Source organism: Micromonospora sp. NPDC049102, assembly GCF_043197485.1.
Lineage (GTDB): Bacteria > Actinomycetota > Actinomycetes > Mycobacteriales > Micromonosporaceae > Micromonospora.
This window is the reverse complement of record NZ_JBICTE010000002.1, coordinates 158770-178544: the sequence shown is the minus strand read 5'-3', so window position 1 is coordinate 178544 and position 19775 is coordinate 158770. Positions and strand designations below refer to the sequence as shown.

Below are 19775 nucleotides of genomic sequence, written 5' to 3'. Positions count from 1 at the left end.
CTAGCCTCGGCAGGATGTGGCCTCGGATCGGTGACCTGCGCACGCTCGCCCTCGGCACACCGGGCGAACTGCGGACGACCCTGAACACGCTGGTGCTGGCCGGTGTGAAGACCGCGACCGCCGGTCGGCTTGCCGAGTACGCGCAGGAGGGCGAGGAGTTGGAGCGGGTCGGCGAACGGCTGGCGCTCGTCGACGACGACGACGCGCTGGCCGGCGTCGTGGAGATCACCGGCGTGGAGGTGGTCCGCTTCGGCGACGTGCCCTGGGATTTCGCCCGGGCCGAGGGCGAGGGCGACCGCTCGATCGAGGAGTGGCGGGCCGGACACTCGGCCTACTGGGCGCGGCTGGGCACACCCGTCGACGACGACACCCCGATCGTCTGCCTGCGCCTGCGACTGGTGTCCGGCGGCGCGGGCGGCGTGGCCACCGGCGACCTGGGCACCTGAGCCGGCGTCATCCGCGCAGCTCGGGCAGCAGCCGGGTCGCCACGTCGGCCAGGACGGTCTCGTCACCGGCGTACCAACTGCTCGCGCGCGGCCAGTGCGTCACCACGTCGGTGAAGCCCAGCTCCGCGGCCCGGCCGACCTGGTCGGCGAAGAACTGCGCGCTGCTCAGCGAGAACACCGGCGCGGAGTCCAGCGAGAGGTAGCGGTCCAGCGTCGCCGGGTCACGGCCAGCCTCGGCCAGCGTCCGGTCCATCCGCGCCGACAGCGTCGACACGCTGGCCCACCAGCTCGCCAGGTCGTTGTCGTCGCCGGTGCCGGTGGTCACCCAGCCCTGCCCGAAGCGGGCCACCAGCCGCATCGAGCGCGGCCCGTTGGCGGCCACCACGAACGGCACCCGGGGCTGCTGCACACAGCCGGGGTCGTTGCGGGCGTCCACCGCGGCGAACCAGTCACCACGCCAGGTGGTGCCGTCCTCGCGCAGGATCAGGTCGAGTAGTTCGGTGAACTCGGCGAACCGGTCGACCCGCTGACGCGGCGGCAGCGTCTCGCCGCCCAGCACCGCCGAGTCGAAGCCGATGCCCCCCGCGCCCAGGCCGAGCAGCAACCGACCTCCCGAGACGTCGTCCACCGTGGTGACCTGGCGGACGAACGCCGCCGGATGCCGGAAGTTGGGCGACGCCACGAGCGTGCCCAGCCGAATCCGGCTGGTCACCGTGGCAGCGGCGGTCAGTGTGGACATGGAGTCGAACCAGGGGCCGTCGACCAGGTCCCGCCAGCCCAGGTGGTCGTACGTCCACGCGTGGTCGAAGCCCCACTCGTCGACCTGCCGCCAGCGGTGCTGCGACTCCGCCCAGCGCTGGTCCGGCAGGATCACGATGCCAATCCGCATGATCGCGAGCCTAGTCTGCATCGCTGTGTGAGTCAGGTCACAGCTGGACACGGTAGGGGCGTCCTGATCGACTCCGACCTCGTTGCGAGCAGGCACCCGGTGGGTGCCGCCCGAGAGAGGGAAGAAGCGACATGACGAAGGTGACCACACAGTTGTCCGTCTCGATGGACGGCTTCTACGCCGGACCGCAGTTCGACGGCCGCGGCGACAAGGAGGCGATCGAGCTGACGCCGACCCGGGTCATCCACACACCGCAGGTCACCCACATCCGGTACAGGGTCAACGGTCGCGCCCCGCTCGTGCTCGACGACCGGGGCAGCGGCGGCGGCCCGACGACGACGACCACGAACTGAAGGAGACGCCATGCCTCAGCTTTTGCGGGTGCAGTGCTTCAACGTTTCACGCGACGGGTTCGGCACCGGCGAGGGGCAGAGCCTGGAACGACCCTTCGGCCACGCGGACCCCGCCGCGTTTTTCTCCTGGCGTTCCGCCACCGCCAGCTTCGTGTACCGCACCGAGCCGGGCGGCACCCGCGGCCTGGACGACTACCTGACCCGCGACGCCGAGCACAACATCGGCGCGGAGATCATGGGACGCAACAAGTTCGGCCCCCAGCGCGGCCCCTGGGAGAATCACGAGTGGCAGGGCTGGTGGGGCGACAACCCGCCGTTCCACACGCCGGTCTTCGTGCTCACCCACCACGTACGGCCGTCGTTCGCCCTCGCCGACACCACGTTCCACTTCCTCGACGCCAGCCCGGCCGAGGCGCTGGCCCGGGCGAAGGAGGCAGCCGACGGCCGGGACGTACGCCTGGGCGGAGGGGTGGCGACCATCCGCGCGTTCCTCGACGCCGACCTGGTCGACACCATGCACATCGCCGTCGCGCCAGTCGACCTGCACCGGGGCGAACGGTTGTGGGAGAGCCCTGACGAACTGCTCGACCGCTTCCACCTGGAGTCGGTGCCCAGCCCCAGCGGAGTCACGCACCTGCTGTTCTGGAGACGGTGACGCAGACGCCGGGCTTCTAGCAGGCTGCACGTGAGGCCCCGGCAAATCGATCACCTTGAGTCGCAATTCCGTCACATGGAGTTGCGCACCCCTGCGTCTGGGTACTGCCAGTAGAAAGAAACTCACCCCTGCAGGGGAGGAACGATGACGCGGGACAAGACCACCCAGGACAAGACCACCAGGGCCAAGACCATCAGGGACAACAAGGCCGCGATGATCGGGCTTGTCGGCGTGGTCGCCGCTGCTGTCATCGGGGCACTGATCGCCGGAATCTTCGCACTGTTCGAGCCGGACAAGGGCAGTGGGGACACGGTCAACAACAGCCCGTGCGGCGTGATCAAGGGCAACCAGATCAACTGCAACAATCCGCAGGGCGAGCCGCTGCCCACGACGAATCAGGCTCCCACCGGAACCGGGCCGTGGCCGTTTCGGACCGTCAACACCTGGGGCGAGAGCGGCGTCGACATGGGAGCTGTGGTGCGCCCCTGCAAGGAACAGGACTGCGGTTGTGACCCTGCGGTCAAGTGCCGGCTGGGCGTGGCGAAGGGAAATACCACCGTGTACGCCCGATGCCTGGCTCACTCCGACTTCACCGGGGTGCCGGGCGAGGTTCAGGACACGGTCTGGTTCAAGATCGCCTGGCCCAACAACAAGCTGAAGGCGACCCAGGTGTTCACCTCCACCGCTCACGACCAGTACTCCGGGTGGATGAAGGGCTCGACGCTGGAGCCCGAGGGGCACAACGGCAACATCCCCGCGTGCCCCGCCGAGCCGCGTGTCGAGCCCTTCAACTAGAAAGACGGAAGCCCTGGCGGGACCATCGGTCCTGACCAGGGCTTCCGTGCGTGGAGCGGGTGACGGGAATCGAACCCGCACTGTCAGCTTGGGAAGCTGATGTTCTGCCATTGAACTACACCCGCGAGCGGCACCACTGTACCCGAGCCGTCGCGCCCGTGCACCCAGCCACCCCCGCGCGCCAGCTGACCACGCTCACCGCGAAAAAGTTTCCAGACGGCAACATATAGTCACTCTTGAATGCATCGATGAGTTGTAACGTCTGCCACACGATGCCAGCCACGGCGTGACACACCCCCTGCCGCGCCGCCAGAAAGAGGTGGGCCCATGGGACTCCGTCCCAACCTGCTGACCCGGCGTGTCGCCGGTGTCGCGTCGACGACCCTCGCGCTGCTGCTCAGCACTGCTGCGGTGGGCGTCGTTCCGGCTGCTTCGGCCTTCTCCGCAGCGCCGGGCGGCGCCTGTTCGGAGCCGGCCGGCAGCCAGGCCAACGCCCGGGCGAAGCCCGGCGCCGCAGCCCTGCACGAACCGAACGAGCTGACCGCCAAGCAGGTCCGCGAGCGGGACGCCGACCTTGCGGCGGCGTTGCGTGAACGGGCCAACTACCGGGCCGGCGCCGGCGCGACGACGCTGGCCACCGTCACCATCCCGGTGGCGGTGCACGTGATCCAGGAGAACAGCAACCGGGCCGGCGGCAACATCCCGGAATCGATGATCACCTCGCAGATCAGCGTGCTCAACCAGGCCTACGCGGGCGGGACCGGCGGCGCGACCACCGCTTTCGCGTTCCGACTCGACAAGATCAATCGGGCGACGAACACGTCCTGGTACCCGATCGTCGATGGCTCGTCCGCCGAGCGGTCGATGAAGTCGTCGCTGCGCACCAACTTCATGGCCTACACCTACGACTCGTGCATGTACCAGTTCACCCCCGGGCAGGCGAGCCGCATGCTGACCGCGTGGAACGCGTACCGCGCGGCGTAGCTCTCCTCGCGTACACCAGGTGCCGGCTCCGTCACGACGGAGCCGGCACCGGCGTTTGTGCCGGATCGGGCCGTGGTCAGGCGGCCGTGCACTGGACGTCACGGTTGCGCCGGGTCGAGCGCGTCTGCGGTACGGCGACAGGCGCGGCCGGTGCGGGCGGGGCTTGCGGATCCAGCCAGACCCGCACGGCCGGACGACTCGGGGTGACGCCGGGAACGCCTGCGGCGTGCTGCTCGCGACGGGTCAACATCGCCACGTCGACTGTGAACTCGAACAGCCGCCAGTCGACCTGCGGCTCGGCACGGGAGCTCTGCGCCAGCCGGGCCACCCGGACCGGATCGGTGATCGGCCAGGCGCGGCCCGCCACGTACGCCTCGTCGTCGCTCTCCTCCGGAGGGAACGAGTGCAGCGCGTACCGCCCGTCCCGTTCGAGGTCGCGGCGCTTCGGCGAGTCGATGATGAAGCAGAAGAGACCCTCGTCGGTGATGACCGGGGAGACCGGGTGGACCCGGGGCCCACCGTCGGCGCGGACCGTGGCCAGGTAGCCGAAGCCCGGCCCGTACTGCTGCAGGAGAACGCGAATCCCATCGGCGAGGCGGGGCTCGTCGGCGGCGAAATCGGACCAGGAAGCCATGCGGGCATTCTATCGAACAAATGTACGAGGAGCGACCTCGACACGCTGGTCACCGCCCACCTCGCTAAGGTGGTCCGATGCTGCTCTCCGACCGCGACCTGGTCTCCGAGATCAAGGCCGGCACGCTGGGCCTGGAGCCGTTCGAGCCCACCCTGGTCCAACCCTCCAGCATCGACGTACGACTCGATCGGCTGTTCCGGGTCTTCAACAACCATCTCTACACCCACATCGACCCGGCGATGCAGCAGGACGACCTGACCTCGGTGGTCGAGGTGCCCGACGGCGAGCCGTTCGTGCTGCACCCGGGAGAGTTCGTGCTCGCCTCGACACTGGAGGTGATCTCGCTCGGCGACCAGCTCGCCGGCCGGCTGGAGGGTAAGTCCAGCCTGGGCCGCCTCGGCCTGCTCACCCACTCCACCGCCGGGTTCATCGACCCGGGCTTCTCCGGGCACGTGACGCTGGAGCTGTCCAACGTGGCGAACCTGCCGATCACCCTCTGGCCGGGCATGAAGATCGGCCAGCTCTGCATCTTCCGGCTGTCCTCGCCGGCCGAACACCCGTACGGCTCGGTGGTCTACGGGTCGCGTTACCAGGGTCAGCGGGGGCCGACGCCGAGTCGTTCCTGGCAGAGCTGGCGCGCCTGGCCGACGCGGTAGGCGACGACGAGGGCCCGCCGCGAGCGGATCGCGACGGGCCCTGACTGCTTCCCGCGTCTCTCAGCCGGGACGGCCGTAGCTGTGGATGGGCCCGTCGTCGGCCTTCTTCATCTTGACGGGCACCCCGGCCTGGGAGGCGTGCACCACCCAGCCGTTGCCGACGTACATGCCGACGTGGTGGATGTCGCTGTAGTAGAGGACCAGGTCACCGGGGCGCAGGTCGCCCTTGCTGACGTTCCTGGTCACCCGGCTCTGCGCGGCGGCGTTGTGCGGCAGCGACACACCGGCCTTCGCCCAGGCGGCCAGCATCAGCCCGGAGCAGTCGTACGACTCCGGCCCCTCGGCGCCCCACACGTACGGCTTGCCGATCTGGGCACAGGCGAACTTGACCGCGATGCCGGCAGCGCCACCCGGATAGCTGGCCGGGCAGGGCGCCGGACGCAGCGGACCGCCGCCGCCGTTGCCGTACACCTTGAGGCGCAGCTTCTGCAGCCGGTCGATCTCCTCGTTGATCTGCTTCTTCTTCGCCGCCAGCTGTGCCTCGGTCCGGGTCAGCTGGGCGACCATCTCGTCCAGCGGCGCCTTCTGCCGGGCCAGCTCGTCGCGGAGATCGGCGACCTGCCGGACGTCCTGCTGCTGGTTGTGGGCGAACCGGTCGAGCATCTCGAGTTGCCCGACCAGCTCACTCGGCGAGCGGCTGCCGAGCATCGTGTTGACGGTCGACAGGTTCTCGCCCATGTACGCCCGTACGGCCAGCGCGCTCACCTTGTTCATCGCGGCGTCGACCTGGCGCTGAAGGGGCGCGATGCGGGCGGCGAGCGTGTCGGCCTGCTTCCGCTTGAGGGCCAGGTCGGCTCGGGTGGCGTTGTGCCGCTCGATGATCGGTTCGAGCTTGTTCCAGTCGGCGTCGATCTGCCGTTCGATCTCGGCGACGGACGGGTCGGCACGGGCCACCGTGGCGCTGCCCGTCAGGACGACGGCGACGCCGACCAGGGCGGCGAGTGCGGTGGTGAAGCGGGACCAGCGTGGGCGCGGCGCGATCGACGTCGCGTCGGCCGGAGCCGACCGCTCGGACGACGGCCGCGGGGCATGGAGGGCCACCGGGTTCCGTACTCCTTCTTCCTGACCGCCTACCGGGTTAGCTGACGGGTTCGGGCGGGAAGTGGGCGCCCTACCGCAGTGGCTGCGGATTCACCCCAGGGGAACGTGGGTCCCCGGCTCGCTCGCAAGCGACTCGGCGGTGTCGGTTCGTTACCGCCCGGGATGGGCAGACCTGCTACCGGGCCGACAAAGGACCAGAGTAGAGACGGCCGTTACCGATCCGCAACCCACGCGTCCGTGACACTCCGTACCGATTGGAGCGGGCCTCCGAGCCTAGGTGAAGGTTTCTTTCTGCGTGTTTTGAAACATGGAAAGGTATTGACGTGGACTCCCGTACGGCGCGAAGGTGACCGCACCGACACCAGTTCACATGTAGGGGGTTCGATGAAGCGTCCGACCCTGCTCGCCGTCGCGGTCCTCACCGCCACGGCGGCCGTACCACTCCCCGCCGGCCCCGCCTCCGCCGCGCCCGCCGCCGACCGCCAGCAGCAGTACGCTGCCGCGGCGACCGAGTACGGCGTACCTATCCACGTGCTGCTCGGCGTCTCCTACCTGGAGTCCCGCTGGGACAGCAACGCCGGTACGCCGAGCACCAGCGGCGGCTACGGACCGATGCACCTGACCGATGCCCGGCACGTGACCGCTCTGCCCCGACGCGCCCACCACGACGCTCCGGGAGAGGACCCGCGTGGCGACGACTCCCGCCGCGCTCTGACGCCCGCCCCGGCCGCCGACCCCGCGCCACCCACCGCCGCCCTGCAGACCGTGGACGCGGCCGCCACACTGACCGGGGCCACGACCGAGGCGCTGCGCACCGACGCGACGACGAACATCCGGGGCGGGGCGGCGCTGCTGGCCGCGTACCAACGGGAGGTGGGCGCCCCCGTCGGCGCCGGCACCGACCCGGCCACCTGGTACGGCGCGGTGGCCCACTACGCCGGCGCGGACAGCGCCGATGCCGCGGCGGCCTTCGCCGACGAGGTCTTCACCACGATCGGCACCGGCCAGACCCGGGTGACCGACGACGGCCAGCGGGTCACGCTGCCGGCCCGCGCCGTACGACCCGAGCGATCCGGGCTGGACCGGCTGGGCCTGCGGCGACTCGCCCGCCCGGACGGACTGGAATGCCCGAGCACGGTGTCCTGTGAGTGGATCCCCGCCCCCTACGCGGCGTTCGGCGACGGCGACTACGGCAACCACGATCTCTCCGACCGGCCCGCCCGGCAGAGGATCGAGTACATCGTCATCCACGACACCGAGGCGAGTTGGGCGACCACACTCCAACTCGTCCAGGACCCGACCTACGTGAGCTGGCACTACTCGCTGCGTTCAGTGGACGGGCAGATCGCCCAGCACGTCCGGACCAAGGACGTCGCCTGGCACGCCGGCAACTGGTACGTCAACGCCAAGTCGATCGGGCTGGAACACGAGGGCTTCGCCGCGCAGGGCACCTGGTACACCGAGGCGATGTACCGGACCTCGGCGAAGCTCGTCCGGCACCTCGCGCTGCGGCTGGGCATCCCGCTGGACCGCCAGCACATCATCGGCCACGACAACGTGCCCGGCACCACCGCGTCGACAGTGCGTGGGATGCACTGGGATCCGGGGCCCTACTGGGACTGGACGCACTACCTCGACCTGCTGCACGCGCCACGGCTGGACACCGGCACCCCGGCCACCGGGCTGGTCCGGATCGACCCCGACTACACGACCAACCAGCCGGCGTTCACCGGCTGCGTCACCCCGGGGACGCCGTGCGCGCCGCGCGGCTCCTCGTCGGTGATCCTGCACACCGCGCCGTCCGCGGACGCGCCACTGGTCAACGACATCGCGCTGCGTCCCGACGGCACCCCGGACACGATGGACGTGTCGGACCACGGCGCCCGCGCCTCCGCCGGCCAGACGTACGCGCTGGCCGGTCGGCAGGGCGACTGGACGGCCATCTGGTACCTCGGACAGCGGGCCTGGTTCCACAACCCGACATCCGCGCCGACCGCCGCCTGGACCGTCGGGATGGTCGTCACCCCGAAGCCCGGCCGGGCGACGATCCCGGTGTACGGGCGGGCGTACCCGGAGCAGGCGGCCTACCCGGCCGGCGTGCCCTACCAGACGATCTCGCCACTGCAGTACACCCTCGCCGCCGGTCAGCGGTACGCCGTCGGCACCGTGCTGCAGAGCGAGTACTACCGGGCCAGCACGTTCGACGGTTCGTCCCCCGGCGACTGGACGGTGATCCGGGGCGAGAAGCGGTACGTGCAGATCCAGTTCGGCCATCGCATCATGTACGTCGACCTCGCCGACGTACAGCTCCTGCCGTCACCGGTGGGCGCACCCCGCTGAGAAGCCACGACGGCCCCCGGTCGGTGTGACCGGGAGCCGTCGGCGTGCGTGGTGCGGATCAGCCGGGTCTACGGAACCCCGCGACGGGCATGGTGTTGATGCTGGACACCATCACCGGTTTGCCGGCCCGTGGTGCGTGCACCATCATGCCGTTACCTAGATACAGCCCGACGTGACTCAGGCCGGAGTAGAAGAAGACCAGGTCACCGGGCATTTCATCACCGCGCGAGACGACCTTGCCCTCGTTCCACTGGTCACCCGTGTGGTGGGTGAGGTAGATCCCGGCCGACTTGTAGGCGTACTGGGTCAAGCCCGAGCAGTCGAACGAGTTCGGGCCGGTGGCACCCCAGACGTACGGGTCGCCGACCTGCTGGCAGGCGGTCCTGATCGCCTTCTGAGCGGCCGCTCTGATCACGCCGTTGATGGTCGGGCAGCCGGCGGTCTTGACAGTGGTCTTCGGCATCGACGCTTCGAGCTTCTTGATCTCGGCGTCGATCTGCTTCTTCTTGGCCGCCAGGTCGTTCTGCTGCTTGGTCTGGGTGGCGATCAGCGCGTCGAGCTTCTGCTTCTCGCCGTCGTACTTGGCCCGGACGGCCAGCACACCCGCGACCTGCTTGCGCTCCTGGGCGGCGAGCCGGTCGAGGAGGGTGAGCTGCTCGGTGAGCGTGTCCGGCTTGGCGCTGACCAGCAGCGCGCCGATCTCCTGCGAGGGGCCCGACATGTAGTAACGGGAAGCGAGGTCACCGACCCGGTTGAGCGCCAACTCGCTCTGCAGGGCCAGCGGCTCGATCTTCTTCTGCAGCGCTGCCGACTTGCTCTTGTTGACCTTCAGTTGCGCCCGCACCTTGTTGTACTGCTCGATCGTGGGCTCCAACTGCTCCCACTTCTTGTCGATCTGCGCCTCGATCTCGTCAACCGTCGGCTCGGCCTGCGCCGGCACGGCGAGCATCCCGGCACCGACCGCGGCGGCCGCGACCAGCACGAGCAGACGGTGGGCGACCCTGCGCAGACCACCCGGTCGAACGGACAACAGCCCTGGTGCGTGACGATGAGGGGGCATGGTTGCCACCGGCACCGACTCCTTTGCAACCGACCGCCGGGCGCCTCGCGTGAGGGAAGGGCCGAGGCAGACGACCCACAGCGGTCAGAGCACCACATTAGGGAAGCGCCGGACCGGAAGCAAGGCGAGCCGAGCCAACGTCACTGTCGCGCAACCACTTGCACACCAAGTGTATTGGTCATTTAACCAACGATTGCGGTCAATACATCATCGAGTGTCACCACCCCGAGTGGACGACGGCCGTCACTGACCAGCACCATGTGCCGCCGTTCCCTGCGCATCGCGAGCAGCAGGTCGGCCAGCGTACGGTCCGGTGGCACCACCGCCAACGGCCGGTACACCTCGGCCGGCACCGGCGCTCGGCGCCCCTGTCCGGCGTACCCGAGGACGTCCTTGACGTGCACGAAGCCCAGCACGCGACGGGTGGACCGCTGGACCACCGGAAAGCGGGACCGGCCGGTACGGGTGGCCAGCACCTCCAACGACGCGGGCGAGACGTCCTCGGCCACCGTCATCACCGTCGACCACGGCTGTAGGGCGTCGGCCGCGGTCCGGGTGTGCAGGGCCAGAGCACCGGTGATCCGGGCGTGCTCCTCGGCGTCGAGCAGTCCCTCCGTACGCGCCTGCGACACCAGCCCCGCCAACTCCTCGGCGGTGAACACCGTCTTGACGGCCTCCGTCGCCTCGATCCGCCACAGGGCCAGCACCCGGCGGGCGGCCCACTTCATCGCCAGCAGCAGGGGCTTGGTGGCCACGCAGAACGCCAGCATGGCCGGGCCCAGCCAGAGCGCGGAGACCTCCGGGCCGGCCAGCGTGATGTTCTTCGGCACCATCTCGCCCACCACCGTGTGCAGGAAGACGACGACGCCGAGCGCGAGCACGAACGCCACCGGGTGCACCGCACGCTCGGGCAGACCGACGGCGTGGAACGGCGACTCGAGCAGATGGGCCAGCGCCGGCTCCGCGATCGCGCCGAGGCCCAGCGAGCAGACCGTGATACCGAGCTGCGCGCCGGCGATCATCAGCGGGATCTGGTTCATCGCCGACAACGCCCAGCGGGCCCGCTTCGAGCCGGCCGCCAACGGCTCGATCGCCGTCCGACGGGACGCGATCAGCGCGAACTCACTGCCCACGAAGAAGCCGTTGCCGAGCAGCAGCAGCACGGCCACCAACAGCTCAGTCATCGGCGCCCGGATCCGCCGGACGCAACACCCGGACCTGCTCGATCCGGTGCCGCTCCACCTCCACCACGGTGAACTCCCAGCCGTCGGCGTCGACCGTCTCGCCGGGCAGCGGAATGTGCCCGAGCCGCGCCAGCAGGAAGCCGGCCAGCGTCTCGTACGGCCCCTCGGGCAGCCGGAAACCCGTCTGCTCGACCAGTTCGTCGGAGCGCAGCACGCCGTCGACGAGCACCGTGCGCTCACCGCCCGGCACGGTCAGCTCGAATGGCTCGACGTCGTCCACGGTGGCCGGATCGAACTCGTCGGCGATCTCGCCCACCAGCTCCTCGACCAGGTCCTCGATCGTCACCACGCCATCCGTGCCGCCGTACTCGTCGACGACGATGGCCAGGTCGGCGCCGGCCGCCTTCAACGCCGCCAGCACGCCGTCCAGGTCCAGGCTCTCCGGCACGTACACCGGTTCCCGGGCCACCGCCGCGACCATGGTCGACCCCCGCGCGGCCAGCGGCACGCCCAGCGCGTCCGGCACACCCGCCACGCCGGTGACGAGGTCGAGGGTCTCCTCGTACACCGGGAAGCGGGTCCGTCCCGTCCGCCGGGACTCCTCCAGCAGCTCGGCCACGGTCGCGGTGGCCCGCAACGCGACCACGTCGACCCGCGGGGTCATCGCCTCGGCCGCCCGCTTGTCGCCGAACCGGATGGTGCGACGCAGCAGCATCGCCGTGTCCGGTGGCAGCGCGCCCGCGCGGGCCGAGATGGCGGCCAGCAGGCCCAGCTCCTCCGGCGAGCGGGCGCTCGCCAACTCCTCCTGCGGCTCCACGCCGAGCGCCCGGACCAGCCGGTTCGCCGAACCGTTCAAGCCCCGGATCAACCAGCCGAACGTCCGGGAGAAGGTGTGCATCGGCCCGGCGGTGGCCAGCGCGGCGGGCATCGGCCGGGCCAGCGCCGCGTTCTTGGGCACCAGCTCACCGAAGAGCATGGAGAGGAGCGTCGCCAGGGCCAGCGCCAGGAACGGGGTGAAGCGCTCGGTGTTCTCCCCGGCCACCGGACGCAGCAGCGGGGTGAAGATCCGGGCCAGCGCCGGCTCGGCCAGGTAGCCGGTGAGCAGAGCGGTGATGGTGATCCCGAGCTGCGCCCCGGAGAGCTGGAAGGACAGCTCGCGCAGCGCGGTGCGTACCGTCCGGGCAGCCTCGTCGCCGGCGGCGGCCCGCCTGTCGATCTCCGCGCGGTCGACCGTGACCAGGGCGAACTCGGCCGCGACGAAGAACGCGTTGCCGGCGGTCAGCGCAACGAAGCCGACCAGTGGCAGCAGCGTCATCAAGAGCAGGCCGTCGATGTCCCCTCACCTCGGCGAGATTCTTGCACGGCGGCGACGACCCCTGCGGGCCGCCGCCACCGATGTGCAGATCCCAGGTGTACGCGTCAGCCGGCGACCGCCGTCGACTCCTTGTCGCCGCGCGGCTGTTCGGGCTTGACCGAGCGCAGCAGGACGCTCGCGACGTCGATGACCTCGACCTGCTCGCCGGCGCCCTTGCCGTTGACACCGTCGTTGAGCATGGTCGAGCAGAACGGGCAGCCCACGGCGACCGTCTTCGCCCCGGTGGCCATGGCCTCCTCGACCCGGTCCACGTTGATCCGCTTGCCGATCTTCTCCTCCATCCACATCCGGGCGCCGCCTGCGCCGCAACAGAAGGAGCGCTCACTGTTGCGCGGCATCTCGATCAGGCCGCTGTCGCGGCCCGCACCGGACCGGATCGCTGCGTCACCCTGACCATCTCCGGCTCCGCCTCCGATGGCGGTGCCCAGCACCTCGCGGGGGGCGGCGAAGACCCGGTTGTGCCGGCCCAGGTAGCAGGGGTCGTGGTAGGTGACACCGCCGTCGACCGGCTGCACCGGGGTCAGCTTGCCGGTGGACACCAGGTGGGCCAGCAACTGGGTGTGGTGCACCACCTCGAACTCGCCGCCGAGCTGGCCGTACTCGTTGCCCAGCGTGTTGAAGCAGTGCGGGCAGGTAGCGACGATCTTGCGCTTGGCCTTCTCGCGGCCCTCGAACGCCTCGTTCAGCGTCTCGACGTTCTGCTGGGCGAGCATCTGGAAGACGAACTCGTTACCGATCCGGCGGGCCGGGTCACCGGAGCACGTCTCGCCCTCGCCGAGGATCGCGAAGCTCACGCCGGCCTCGTTGAGCAGCGTGGCGACCGCGCGGGTGGTCTTCTTGGCCCGATCCTCGAACGCGCCGGCGCAGCCGACCCAGAACAGGTACTCGAAGTCGTCCACCTCGCCGACCCGCGGCACCTCGAAGTCGAGGCCCTTGGTCCAGTCCTCGCGGGTGTTCTGCGGCGCGCCCCACGGGTTGCCCTTGTTCTCCAGGTTGCGCAGCATCACGCCGGCCTCGGAGGGGAAGCTCGACTCGATCAGCACCTGGTAGCGCCGCATGTCGACGATGTGGTCCACGTGCTCGATGTCCACCGGGCACTGCTCGACGCAGGCGCCGCAGGTGGTGCAGGACCAGAGGACGTCTGGGTCGATGACACCGCCCTCTTCGGCGGTGCCGATCAGCGGCTTGTCACCCTCGGCGAGCGACAGGACGTCCAGGTGCGCGAGCTGCGCCTGGGTGGCCTTCTCCTCGCCCGTGAGGTCCTTGCCGCCACCGGCCAGCAGATAGGGGGCCTTGGCGTACGCGTGGTCGCGCAGGCTGAGCACGAGCAGCTTCGGCGACAGCGGCTTGCCGGTGTTCCAGGCGGGGCACTGCGACTGGCAGCGCCCACACTCGGTGCAGGTGCTGAAGTCCAGCAGGCCCTTCCAGGTGAACTGCTCGACCTGGGCCACGCCGAACTGGTCCTTCTCCGGGTCGGCCTCCTCGAAGTCGAGCGGCTTGCCCTGGCTGGTCATCGGACGCAGGGGGCCCAGCCCGGAACCGGCCGGCTTCTCCGGGTCGCGCTTGAAGAAGATGTTGGGGAACGCCAGGAAGCGGTGCCAGGCGACGCCCATGGTGACGTTCAGCGAGATGACGATCAGCCAGGTCATCGAGATGACGATCTTGATGAGCGCGGCGACGCTCGCGCCGTCCGACCAGTCCGGGAGGATCGCGCCGACCGCGTGGCTGACCGGGGTCGCCCAGACCGGATACTCGAAGTGGTCGGTGGCGACCTTGAAGCCCCGGATCACCAAGCCGAAGATCAGGACCAGCAGCACGATCCACTCGACGAAATAGCCCTGCCACATGGTCGAGCCGGTGAAGCGGGAGCGACCGCCGGGCCGGCTCGGCCGGTTACGCAGCCGGATCGCCATCAACACCAGGATGCCGACCAACCCCAGCACCGTGATGATCTCGGTGGCCAGCCCGAAGACGGTCCAGTGCCCGATGACCGGCAGTCCGCCGGTCGGCGTGACCACCTCGAAGTACGCCTCGAGCACCAGCAGGGACAGCACGATGAAGCCGACCATCACGAACCAGTGGGCGGCACCCACCACACCCCACTTGAGCATCCGGGTGTGGCCGGCGGTCTCCACCAGCATCTTCCTGGTGCGGGCGCCCTTGTCGGCGAACCGCTCCGGAGCGGGTTGCCCCAACCGGATGACGGCCGTCATCTTCATGACCGCGCGCACCGCCAGCCACACGGCCACGGCAGTGATGCCAGCCGCGAGGATCGTGGTGACGATCTGGACGCTGCCCATCGAGTTGGCCTCCCCGGTCTACTGCTCGTCGAGCGGTTCAGCAACCGGGGCCGGGGCAGGAAGCGGCCAACATCGCGCCGCCGCCACACCCGCGACCGGACCGGTCGATGACCTCGCTCCGCTCGGTCATGCAGTGCAGCCTACGCGCAAGGTTACCCAGCAGTAACGTGAGTCATCTCGCAGTAGGCCGCGCTGCCTGCGGACACCATAGGGTGCCCAGCCCGGCCCTGCCGGGCAGGGGCTCGGCGGGTGATGGAGATCCTGCGGAGCGGTGGTGGGATCCCGGGGTGCGGTGGCGCCCCGACCGGGCTCAACGCCAGCGGGAGAGCAGCACCAGCGACGCGACCATCGCGCCGAAGCCGACCGCCAGGTTCCAGTACTGCCACGAGGCGACCGGGTACTCCTGCTCGGAGAGGTAGTAGACGACAAGCCAGCCGATGCCCGCGACGATCAGCGCGACCGCGGTGATCGGAAGCCACACCGGGCTAGGCTTGCGCGACGCCGCCGCCGTCGTCGTCGGACGGACGTCCGTCGGCGGGGTGTACACCTTCTTCTTGCGGACCTGAGACTTGGGCACGGCGCTCTCCAGAGGGGGTGACAACCTCGTCCGGCCTGACAACCGGACGCGGAGGCGACGGTTCATGGCCAATAATGTTCGACAGTTAGCGTAGTCCCGAACGGCCGCCTGGACCACGAATGGGGTCAGGCAGGTACATGGAGTGACCGAAAAGGGCGGGACTGTTCGCATCACGGCCCAGCCGTCACGAACCTGTCCCCGACACGCGGAAGGAACGCTCGGTGGAGTACACATCCGGCGCCGCCTCCTGGCAGAAGGTCCTCCGACGGGCCGTCGCCGGGCTGCTGCCCCGGCGGCCACGCCAACGGCGACCAGGCTGGTCGATCGGGGTTCCCCTGATCGCCGCCGCGGCGGGGCTGCTGTTCACCACCACCGCGACCACGGCGGGCGGCACCGCCCTGAGGGAGGACCGGCGGCCCCAGCTCAACCAGCTCATCGAGGAGCGGCAGCAGCAGGTCACAGCGAGCGAGCGCCGCGCTGCCACCCTGCGGAACGAGGTCGAGCAACGCACCAACACGCTCGCCGACTCGGACGCACCGATCAAGGGCCAGCAGAACCGCGCCCAACGCAGCCTCCAGGCCGCCGGATTCACTCCCGTCAGCGGCACGGCCGTGACGGTCGAGCTGAACGACGCACCCCAGCACAACGACGAGGCCCACTCCGACGCCACCAACGACGACCTGGTCGTGCACCAGGGCGACGTACAGGCGGTGGTCAACGCGCTCTGGGCAGGTGGTGCCGAGGCCATGTCAATCATGAACGTCCGCGTGCTCGCAACCAGCGCGGTACGCTGCGTCGGTAACACCCTGCTGCTACATGGCCGGGTGTACTCCCCACCATTCAAGATCGTAGCAATCGGCGATCCCGCTGCACTTCGGCAGGCCCTCGCCAGCTCTGAGGGAGTCCGGTTGTTCAAGGACGCTGTCGACGACTACCAACTCGGCTACAAGGAGTCCGTCTCCACCGTGACCGTGCCGGCCTTCGAGGACTCGACCGCCCTGCGCTCGGCGACGGTGCCCAAGTGAGCGACCCCGAGGACCGGCGCGACGGGCGACACCGGGACCAGGGCGACGAACCGACGGCCTTCCTGCCCAAGGTCAACCGTCCCGAGCCGGGGCGCGCCGAACCGCTCCCGGGCCGTACGGAGTCGTCCCCGGGCCGTACGGAGTCGTCCCCAGGCCGCGTCGAGCCCACTCCGGGCCGGGCGCCGACCGGCAACTGGCCCGAGCCTGTGCTGCCCAGTCGCCCACGGACGACCCGCCCGCCGGCCACCTTCGAGCCGCCGAACCCGACCGGTCCGTCCCCGGTCGACCGTTCCGCTCCGCCGCAGGCGGGCCACCATGCCCCTGCCGCGCGCGCCGACAACGCCGCGCCGCCGAGCGCCGGACGACCCGACCCGCAGCACACCCCCGGCCACCCGGCCCCCACGACGCCGCCGCGCTGGCCGGGCATCCCGGCGGCCGACGTCGCACCGCACGGTGACTCCCCCGCTCCCGGCGGGCCGGCCGCACCCTCCCCGCAGGGACCGGTCCGACCTGCCGCCCCGGGCACCGACCCCACACGGCCACTAGCGGCGGGAGGTGCCGCAGCGAGCCGTCCCTCAACCGCCGGCGCACCGACCACGCCGGTCAACGCTTCCGGCACCCCGACTTCCGGCGACTTCGGTCGGCCCGATCTTTCGACACCCGCAGCGGCCTCCACGCCTCCGGTCGGGGACGCGCCGACCGCGTTCCTCCCGAAGGTCGCCGCCGGGTCCACTCGTCCGACCAGCACGTCGAGCACTCCCATTTCCCCGGCCGGGTCCAGTCGCACCGATGATCCGAACGCCACCGCGGTCATCCCCGCCGTGACCAAGGGACCGACGCCCCGACCGCCGGCCATGGACTCGACGGCGCTGATGGGCGCGGTTCCCCGTACGCCCACCCCCGACGACCCGGCCGGCGCGGACGACGGAGCCGCCGAGCCGCCCCGACCGCGTCGGGGGGAACGGGTCGTCCAACTCCGGCCACACCAGACCGGCGAGGGTTACAAAAGCGTCTACTCCGAGCTGACCCGCCCGTCCCTCGCCTCCCGGTTGCGGACCGGCATCCGGGCCACCGGCGAGGTTCTGATCACCTTCGGCCTGGTGGTGCTGCTCTTCGCCGGCTACGAGGTGTGGGGCAAGTCCGCCGTCGTCGACGCCCACCAGAACGACCTCAGCAGCCAACTCGCCGAGGAGTGGGGGCCGACCGACGACCCGACGGTCGTTCCGTCCACGGGCCCGAGCGCCAAACCTGCCCCACCTGTGCGCGGCAAGCCGATCGCCGGCCTCTACATACCCAAGCTCGAGAAGAACTGGGTGGTGGTCGAGGGCGTCACCCAGGACGACATCCGGTACGCCCCCGGCCACTACCCGACCAGCGCGCTGCCCGGCAAAATCGGCAACTTCTCCGTGGCCGGCCACCGCAACCGGGCCACCTTCTGGAGGCTGGACGAGCTGCACGACGGCGATGCGATCGTGGTCGAGAGCAAGACCGACTGGTTCGTCTACCGGGTGGCACAGACCCGGATCGTCAAGCCCACGCAGGTCGAGGTCGTGGCACCGGTGCCCGGCGAGCCAGACAAGAAGCCGACCAAGCGAATGCTCACGTTGACCACCTGCAACCCGAAGTGGGACAACTACCAGCGCCTGATCGTCCACGCCGAGTTGGACCGGACCCAGCCAAAGTCGGCCGGCCGCCCGACGGAGCTGGGAGGCTGACGCGATGTACGCGTTCATCTGGCGCAAGCTCCCGTTCGGACTGGCCGGCAAGCTCACCGGTTCGGTGCTGCTCGCCGTCGCCACGGTGGCCCTGCTCTGGTACGTTGCCTTCCCGTGGGCCGAGCCCCTGCTGCCCTTCGACGACGTGCAGGTCACCCAGGACTCCGGCGTTCCCGGAGAACCCGGCGAGCCGGGCGGTGGAGACGCGGTGACCGGGGAGACCCCGGGCGGCGACGAGCACGACCTGCCGTACGACACGGAACGGAACAACCCCGAGCCGTCCTCCACGAGCAGGTGACGATGCGCGTCCTGGTGATCGACAACTACGACTCGTTCGTCTTCAACCTGGTGCAGTACCTGGGCCAGCTCGGTGTGGACTGCGACGTACGCCGCAACGACGAGATCGACGTCGCCGAGGTCGGCCGGCTCGACGTTACGGGTGTCCTGCTCTCACCCGGGCCGGGCAGCCCGGACCGGGCCGGTATCTGCCTGGACGTCATCCGGGAGTACGCGGGCAAGCTGCCGATCTTCGGCGTCTGCCTCGGCCACCAGGCCATCGGGGAGGCGTTCGGGGCAACCGTGACGCGGGCTCCCGAGTTGCTGCACGGCAAGACGTCCGAGGTACGGCACCACTCCGTCGGTGTGCTCGCCGGCCTGCCCGACCCGTTCACCGCCACCCGCTACCACTCGCTGGCCGTACTCCCCGAGACGCTGCCCGACGAGCTGGAGGTCACCGGCTGGACCGGCTCCGGGGTGGTGATGGCGATGCGGCACCGGACGCTGCCCATCGAGGGTGTGCAGTTCCACCCGGAGTCGGTGCTCACCGAGGGTGGTCACCTGATGCTCGCCAACTGGCTGGCGAGTTGCGGTCACACCGAGGCGCTGGAGCGCGCCCCCGCGCTGGCCGCCGAGGTGGACGCCCGGCGACTCGCCGCCTTCGCCAACGCGTAGAGATCGGCATCGGCCGGTCAGCTTCCCAGGGCATCCCGCACGGCCGGGCTCACCGATGACCGGACCGCGGGTGGCCGGTCCCGGAGCGCGTCCCAGGCTGCCTTACCGCTGGCGAGGTAGTCCCGGACCGCCTTGCCGGCGAGCATGACGGACCCGCATCCGTCGCATCGAGCGGCGACCCCGTCGACGTCGAGGCCGAGGTGCCGGCAGAGCGTCACCGCCCGGGACAGGTGGTAGGACTGCGTCACGACCAGCGCGCGCTCGACGCCGTACACGTCCCGGGCGCGGACGCAGCTGTCGTACGTGTCCAGGCCGAACGGGTCCGCCACCACCCGTCGCGGGTCGACACCGAGTCGCTCGGTCAGGTACGCCGTCATCACCGTCGGCTCATCGCCGGACGTGCCCGCGCCATCGCCGGAGACGAGCACCACCCGCGCCCGTCCGGTACGCACCAGCTCGGCGGCGGTGTCCAGACGGCCGACGAGCCTGTCGCTCGGTTGCTGCCCGTCCGCTGCCGCAGCGGTGCCCAGGACGATCACGACGTCGGCGGCCGGCGCTTCCTCCGCGTCGTAGCGGTGCCCCCGTGCGCCGATCGTCGTCCACGACCACGGGAGACTGCTCAGCACCGCCACGACCACACCCAGGATCGCCGCGCGCCGCAGCCGTCGTCGCCAGCGGCCCGCCGCTGGTGGACGGTCGCCGGTGGAGACCTCAAGACCCCGCACCCCGATGCGG

The 19775-nt window shown here is 70.2% G+C and carries 20 protein-coding genes, 1 tRNA gene and 1 riboswitch; of the genes, 11 read left to right on the top strand and 10 right to left on the bottom strand.

What is annotated here, in order from left to right; translation table 11 throughout:
• Positions 1–14 precede the first annotated feature (14 nt).
• The gene (locus ACGFH9_RS03405; RefSeq protein ID WP_393214620.1) at positions 15–446 is read left to right on the top strand and encodes an ASCH domain-containing protein; all 432 of its coding nucleotides are present in this window, start codon (positions 15–17) and stop codon (positions 444–446) included.
• A 7-nt stretch (positions 447–453) separates the two neighbouring features.
• On the opposite strand, the gene ACGFH9_RS03400 is transcribed toward ACGFH9_RS03405, so the two are convergent.
• A complete protein-coding gene (locus tag ACGFH9_RS03400) occupies positions 454–1356 on the bottom strand; it encodes an LLM class flavin-dependent oxidoreductase (protein ID WP_393214617.1) in 903 nt (300 codons plus the stop codon).
• Positions 1357–1466: 110 nt separating this feature from the next.
• On the opposite strand from ACGFH9_RS03400, the gene ACGFH9_RS03395 reads away from it, so the two are divergent.
• The 3 genes from ACGFH9_RS03395 (at position 1467) to ACGFH9_RS03385 (ending at position 3138) form a co-directional block, all read left to right on the top strand.
• Positions 1467–1688, top strand: a complete 222-nt coding sequence (locus ACGFH9_RS03395; protein ID WP_393214614.1) for a hypothetical protein — start codon at positions 1467–1469, stop codon at positions 1686–1688.
• 10 nt (positions 1689–1698) lie between these two features.
• Positions 1699–2343 carry a dihydrofolate reductase family protein gene (locus ACGFH9_RS03390; protein WP_393214611.1) on the top strand — a complete coding sequence of 215 codons (645 nt, stop codon included), beginning with the start codon at positions 1699–1701 and terminating at the stop codon, positions 2341–2343.
• A 144-nt stretch (positions 2344–2487) separates the two neighbouring features.
• Positions 2488–3138, top strand: coding sequence for a hypothetical protein (locus tag ACGFH9_RS03385; RefSeq protein WP_393214608.1), 651 nt, complete (start codon positions 2488–2490; stop codon positions 3136–3138).
• A 51-nt stretch (positions 3139–3189) separates the two neighbouring features.
• On the opposite strand, the gene ACGFH9_RS03380 is transcribed toward ACGFH9_RS03385, so the two are convergent.
• Positions 3190–3263, bottom strand: a tRNA-Gly gene (locus ACGFH9_RS03380).
• A gap of 202 nt (positions 3264–3465) precedes the next feature.
• On the opposite strand from ACGFH9_RS03380, the gene ACGFH9_RS03375 reads away from it, so the two are divergent.
• The gene (locus ACGFH9_RS03375; RefSeq protein WP_393214606.1) at positions 3466–4122 is read left to right on the top strand and encodes a hypothetical protein; all 657 of its coding nucleotides are present in this window, start codon (positions 3466–3468) and stop codon (positions 4120–4122) included.
• A gap of 76 nt (positions 4123–4198) precedes the next feature.
• Here ACGFH9_RS03375 and ACGFH9_RS03370 read toward each other — a convergent pair whose 3' ends face one another.
• Complete coding sequence (locus ACGFH9_RS03370; protein ID WP_393214603.1) at positions 4199–4756, bottom strand: pyridoxamine 5'-phosphate oxidase family protein; 558 nt, start codon at positions 4754–4756, stop codon at positions 4199–4201.
• 77 nt (positions 4757–4833) lie between these two features.
• On the opposite strand from ACGFH9_RS03370, the gene dcd reads away from it, so the two are divergent.
• Positions 4834–5412: a dCTP deaminase gene (dcd, locus tag ACGFH9_RS03365; protein ID WP_393214600.1), complete on the top strand. Its 579-nt coding sequence runs from the start codon at positions 4834–4836 to the stop codon at positions 5410–5412.
• A gap of 60 nt (positions 5413–5472) precedes the next feature.
• On the opposite strand, the gene ACGFH9_RS03360 is transcribed toward dcd, so the two are convergent.
• Positions 5473–6513, bottom strand: a complete 1041-nt coding sequence (locus ACGFH9_RS03360) for an NlpC/P60 family protein (RefSeq protein WP_393214597.1) — start codon at positions 6511–6513, stop codon at positions 5473–5475.
• A gap of 12 nt (positions 6514–6525) precedes the next feature.
• Positions 6526–6662: riboswitch (cyclic di-AMP (ydaO/yuaA leader) on the bottom strand.
• 235 nt (positions 6663–6897) lie between these two features.
• On the opposite strand from ACGFH9_RS03360, the gene ACGFH9_RS03355 reads away from it, so the two are divergent.
• Complete coding sequence (locus ACGFH9_RS03355) at positions 6898–8853, top strand: N-acetylmuramoyl-L-alanine amidase (protein ID WP_393214594.1); 1956 nt, start codon at positions 6898–6900, stop codon at positions 8851–8853.
• Between the two features lie 58 nt (positions 8854–8911).
• Here ACGFH9_RS03355 and ACGFH9_RS03350 read toward each other — a convergent pair whose 3' ends face one another.
• The 5 genes from ACGFH9_RS03350 to ACGFH9_RS03330 form a co-directional block, all read right to left on the bottom strand.
• Positions 8912–9913: a C40 family peptidase gene (locus ACGFH9_RS03350; RefSeq protein ID WP_393214591.1), complete on the bottom strand. Its 1002-nt coding sequence runs from the start codon at positions 9911–9913 to the stop codon at positions 8912–8914.
• Between the two features lie 182 nt (positions 9914–10095).
• Positions 10096–11097 (bottom strand): hemolysin family protein, encoded by a 1002-nt coding sequence (locus tag ACGFH9_RS03345; protein WP_393214588.1) that lies wholly within the window; start codon positions 11095–11097, stop codon positions 10096–10098.
• Positions 11090–12412 (bottom strand): hemolysin family protein, encoded by a 1323-nt coding sequence (locus ACGFH9_RS03340; RefSeq protein WP_393214585.1) that lies wholly within the window; start codon positions 12410–12412, stop codon positions 11090–11092. Before ACGFH9_RS03340 ends, ACGFH9_RS03345 begins: the two co-directional genes overlap by 8 nt.
• 104 nt (positions 12413–12516) lie before the next feature.
• Positions 12517–14772: a (Fe-S)-binding protein gene (locus ACGFH9_RS03335; RefSeq protein WP_393214582.1), complete on the bottom strand. Its 2256-nt coding sequence runs from the start codon at positions 14770–14772 to the stop codon at positions 12517–12519.
• A gap of 310 nt (positions 14773–15082) precedes the next feature.
• The gene (locus ACGFH9_RS03330; protein WP_393214579.1) at positions 15083–15349 is read right to left on the bottom strand and encodes a cell division protein CrgA; all 267 of its coding nucleotides are present in this window, start codon (positions 15347–15349) and stop codon (positions 15083–15085) included.
• A gap of 221 nt (positions 15350–15570) precedes the next feature.
• Between ACGFH9_RS03330 and ACGFH9_RS03325 the strand changes: the two genes are divergently transcribed.
• The 4 genes from ACGFH9_RS03325 to ACGFH9_RS03310 are packed head-to-tail and all read left to right on the top strand — an operon-like array spanning position 15571 to position 19040.
• Positions 15571–16374 carry a DUF881 domain-containing protein gene (locus ACGFH9_RS03325; protein ID WP_393214576.1) on the top strand — a complete coding sequence of 268 codons (804 nt, stop codon included), beginning with the start codon at positions 15571–15573 and terminating at the stop codon, positions 16372–16374.
• A complete protein-coding gene (locus tag ACGFH9_RS03320; protein ID WP_393214573.1) occupies positions 16371–18089 on the top strand; it encodes a class E sortase in 1719 nt (572 codons plus the stop codon). The genes ACGFH9_RS03325 and ACGFH9_RS03320 overlap by 4 nt, the downstream gene beginning before the upstream one ends.
• A gap of 4 nt (positions 18090–18093) precedes the next feature.
• A complete protein-coding gene (locus tag ACGFH9_RS03315; RefSeq protein ID WP_355242757.1) occupies positions 18094–18387 on the top strand; it encodes a hypothetical protein in 294 nt (97 codons plus the stop codon).
• A gap of 2 nt (positions 18388–18389) precedes the next feature.
• Positions 18390–19040 carry an aminodeoxychorismate/anthranilate synthase component II gene (locus ACGFH9_RS03310; RefSeq protein WP_393214569.1) on the top strand — a complete coding sequence of 217 codons (651 nt, stop codon included), beginning with the start codon at positions 18390–18392 and terminating at the stop codon, positions 19038–19040.
• A gap of 17 nt (positions 19041–19057) precedes the next feature.
• On the opposite strand, the gene ACGFH9_RS03305 is transcribed toward ACGFH9_RS03310, so the two are convergent.
• On the bottom strand, positions 19058–19765 hold the full coding sequence (locus ACGFH9_RS03305; RefSeq protein ID WP_393214566.1) for a vancomycin high temperature exclusion protein: 708 nt from the start codon (positions 19763–19765) through the stop codon (positions 19058–19060).
• Between the last annotated feature and the right edge of the window lie 10 nt (positions 19766–19775).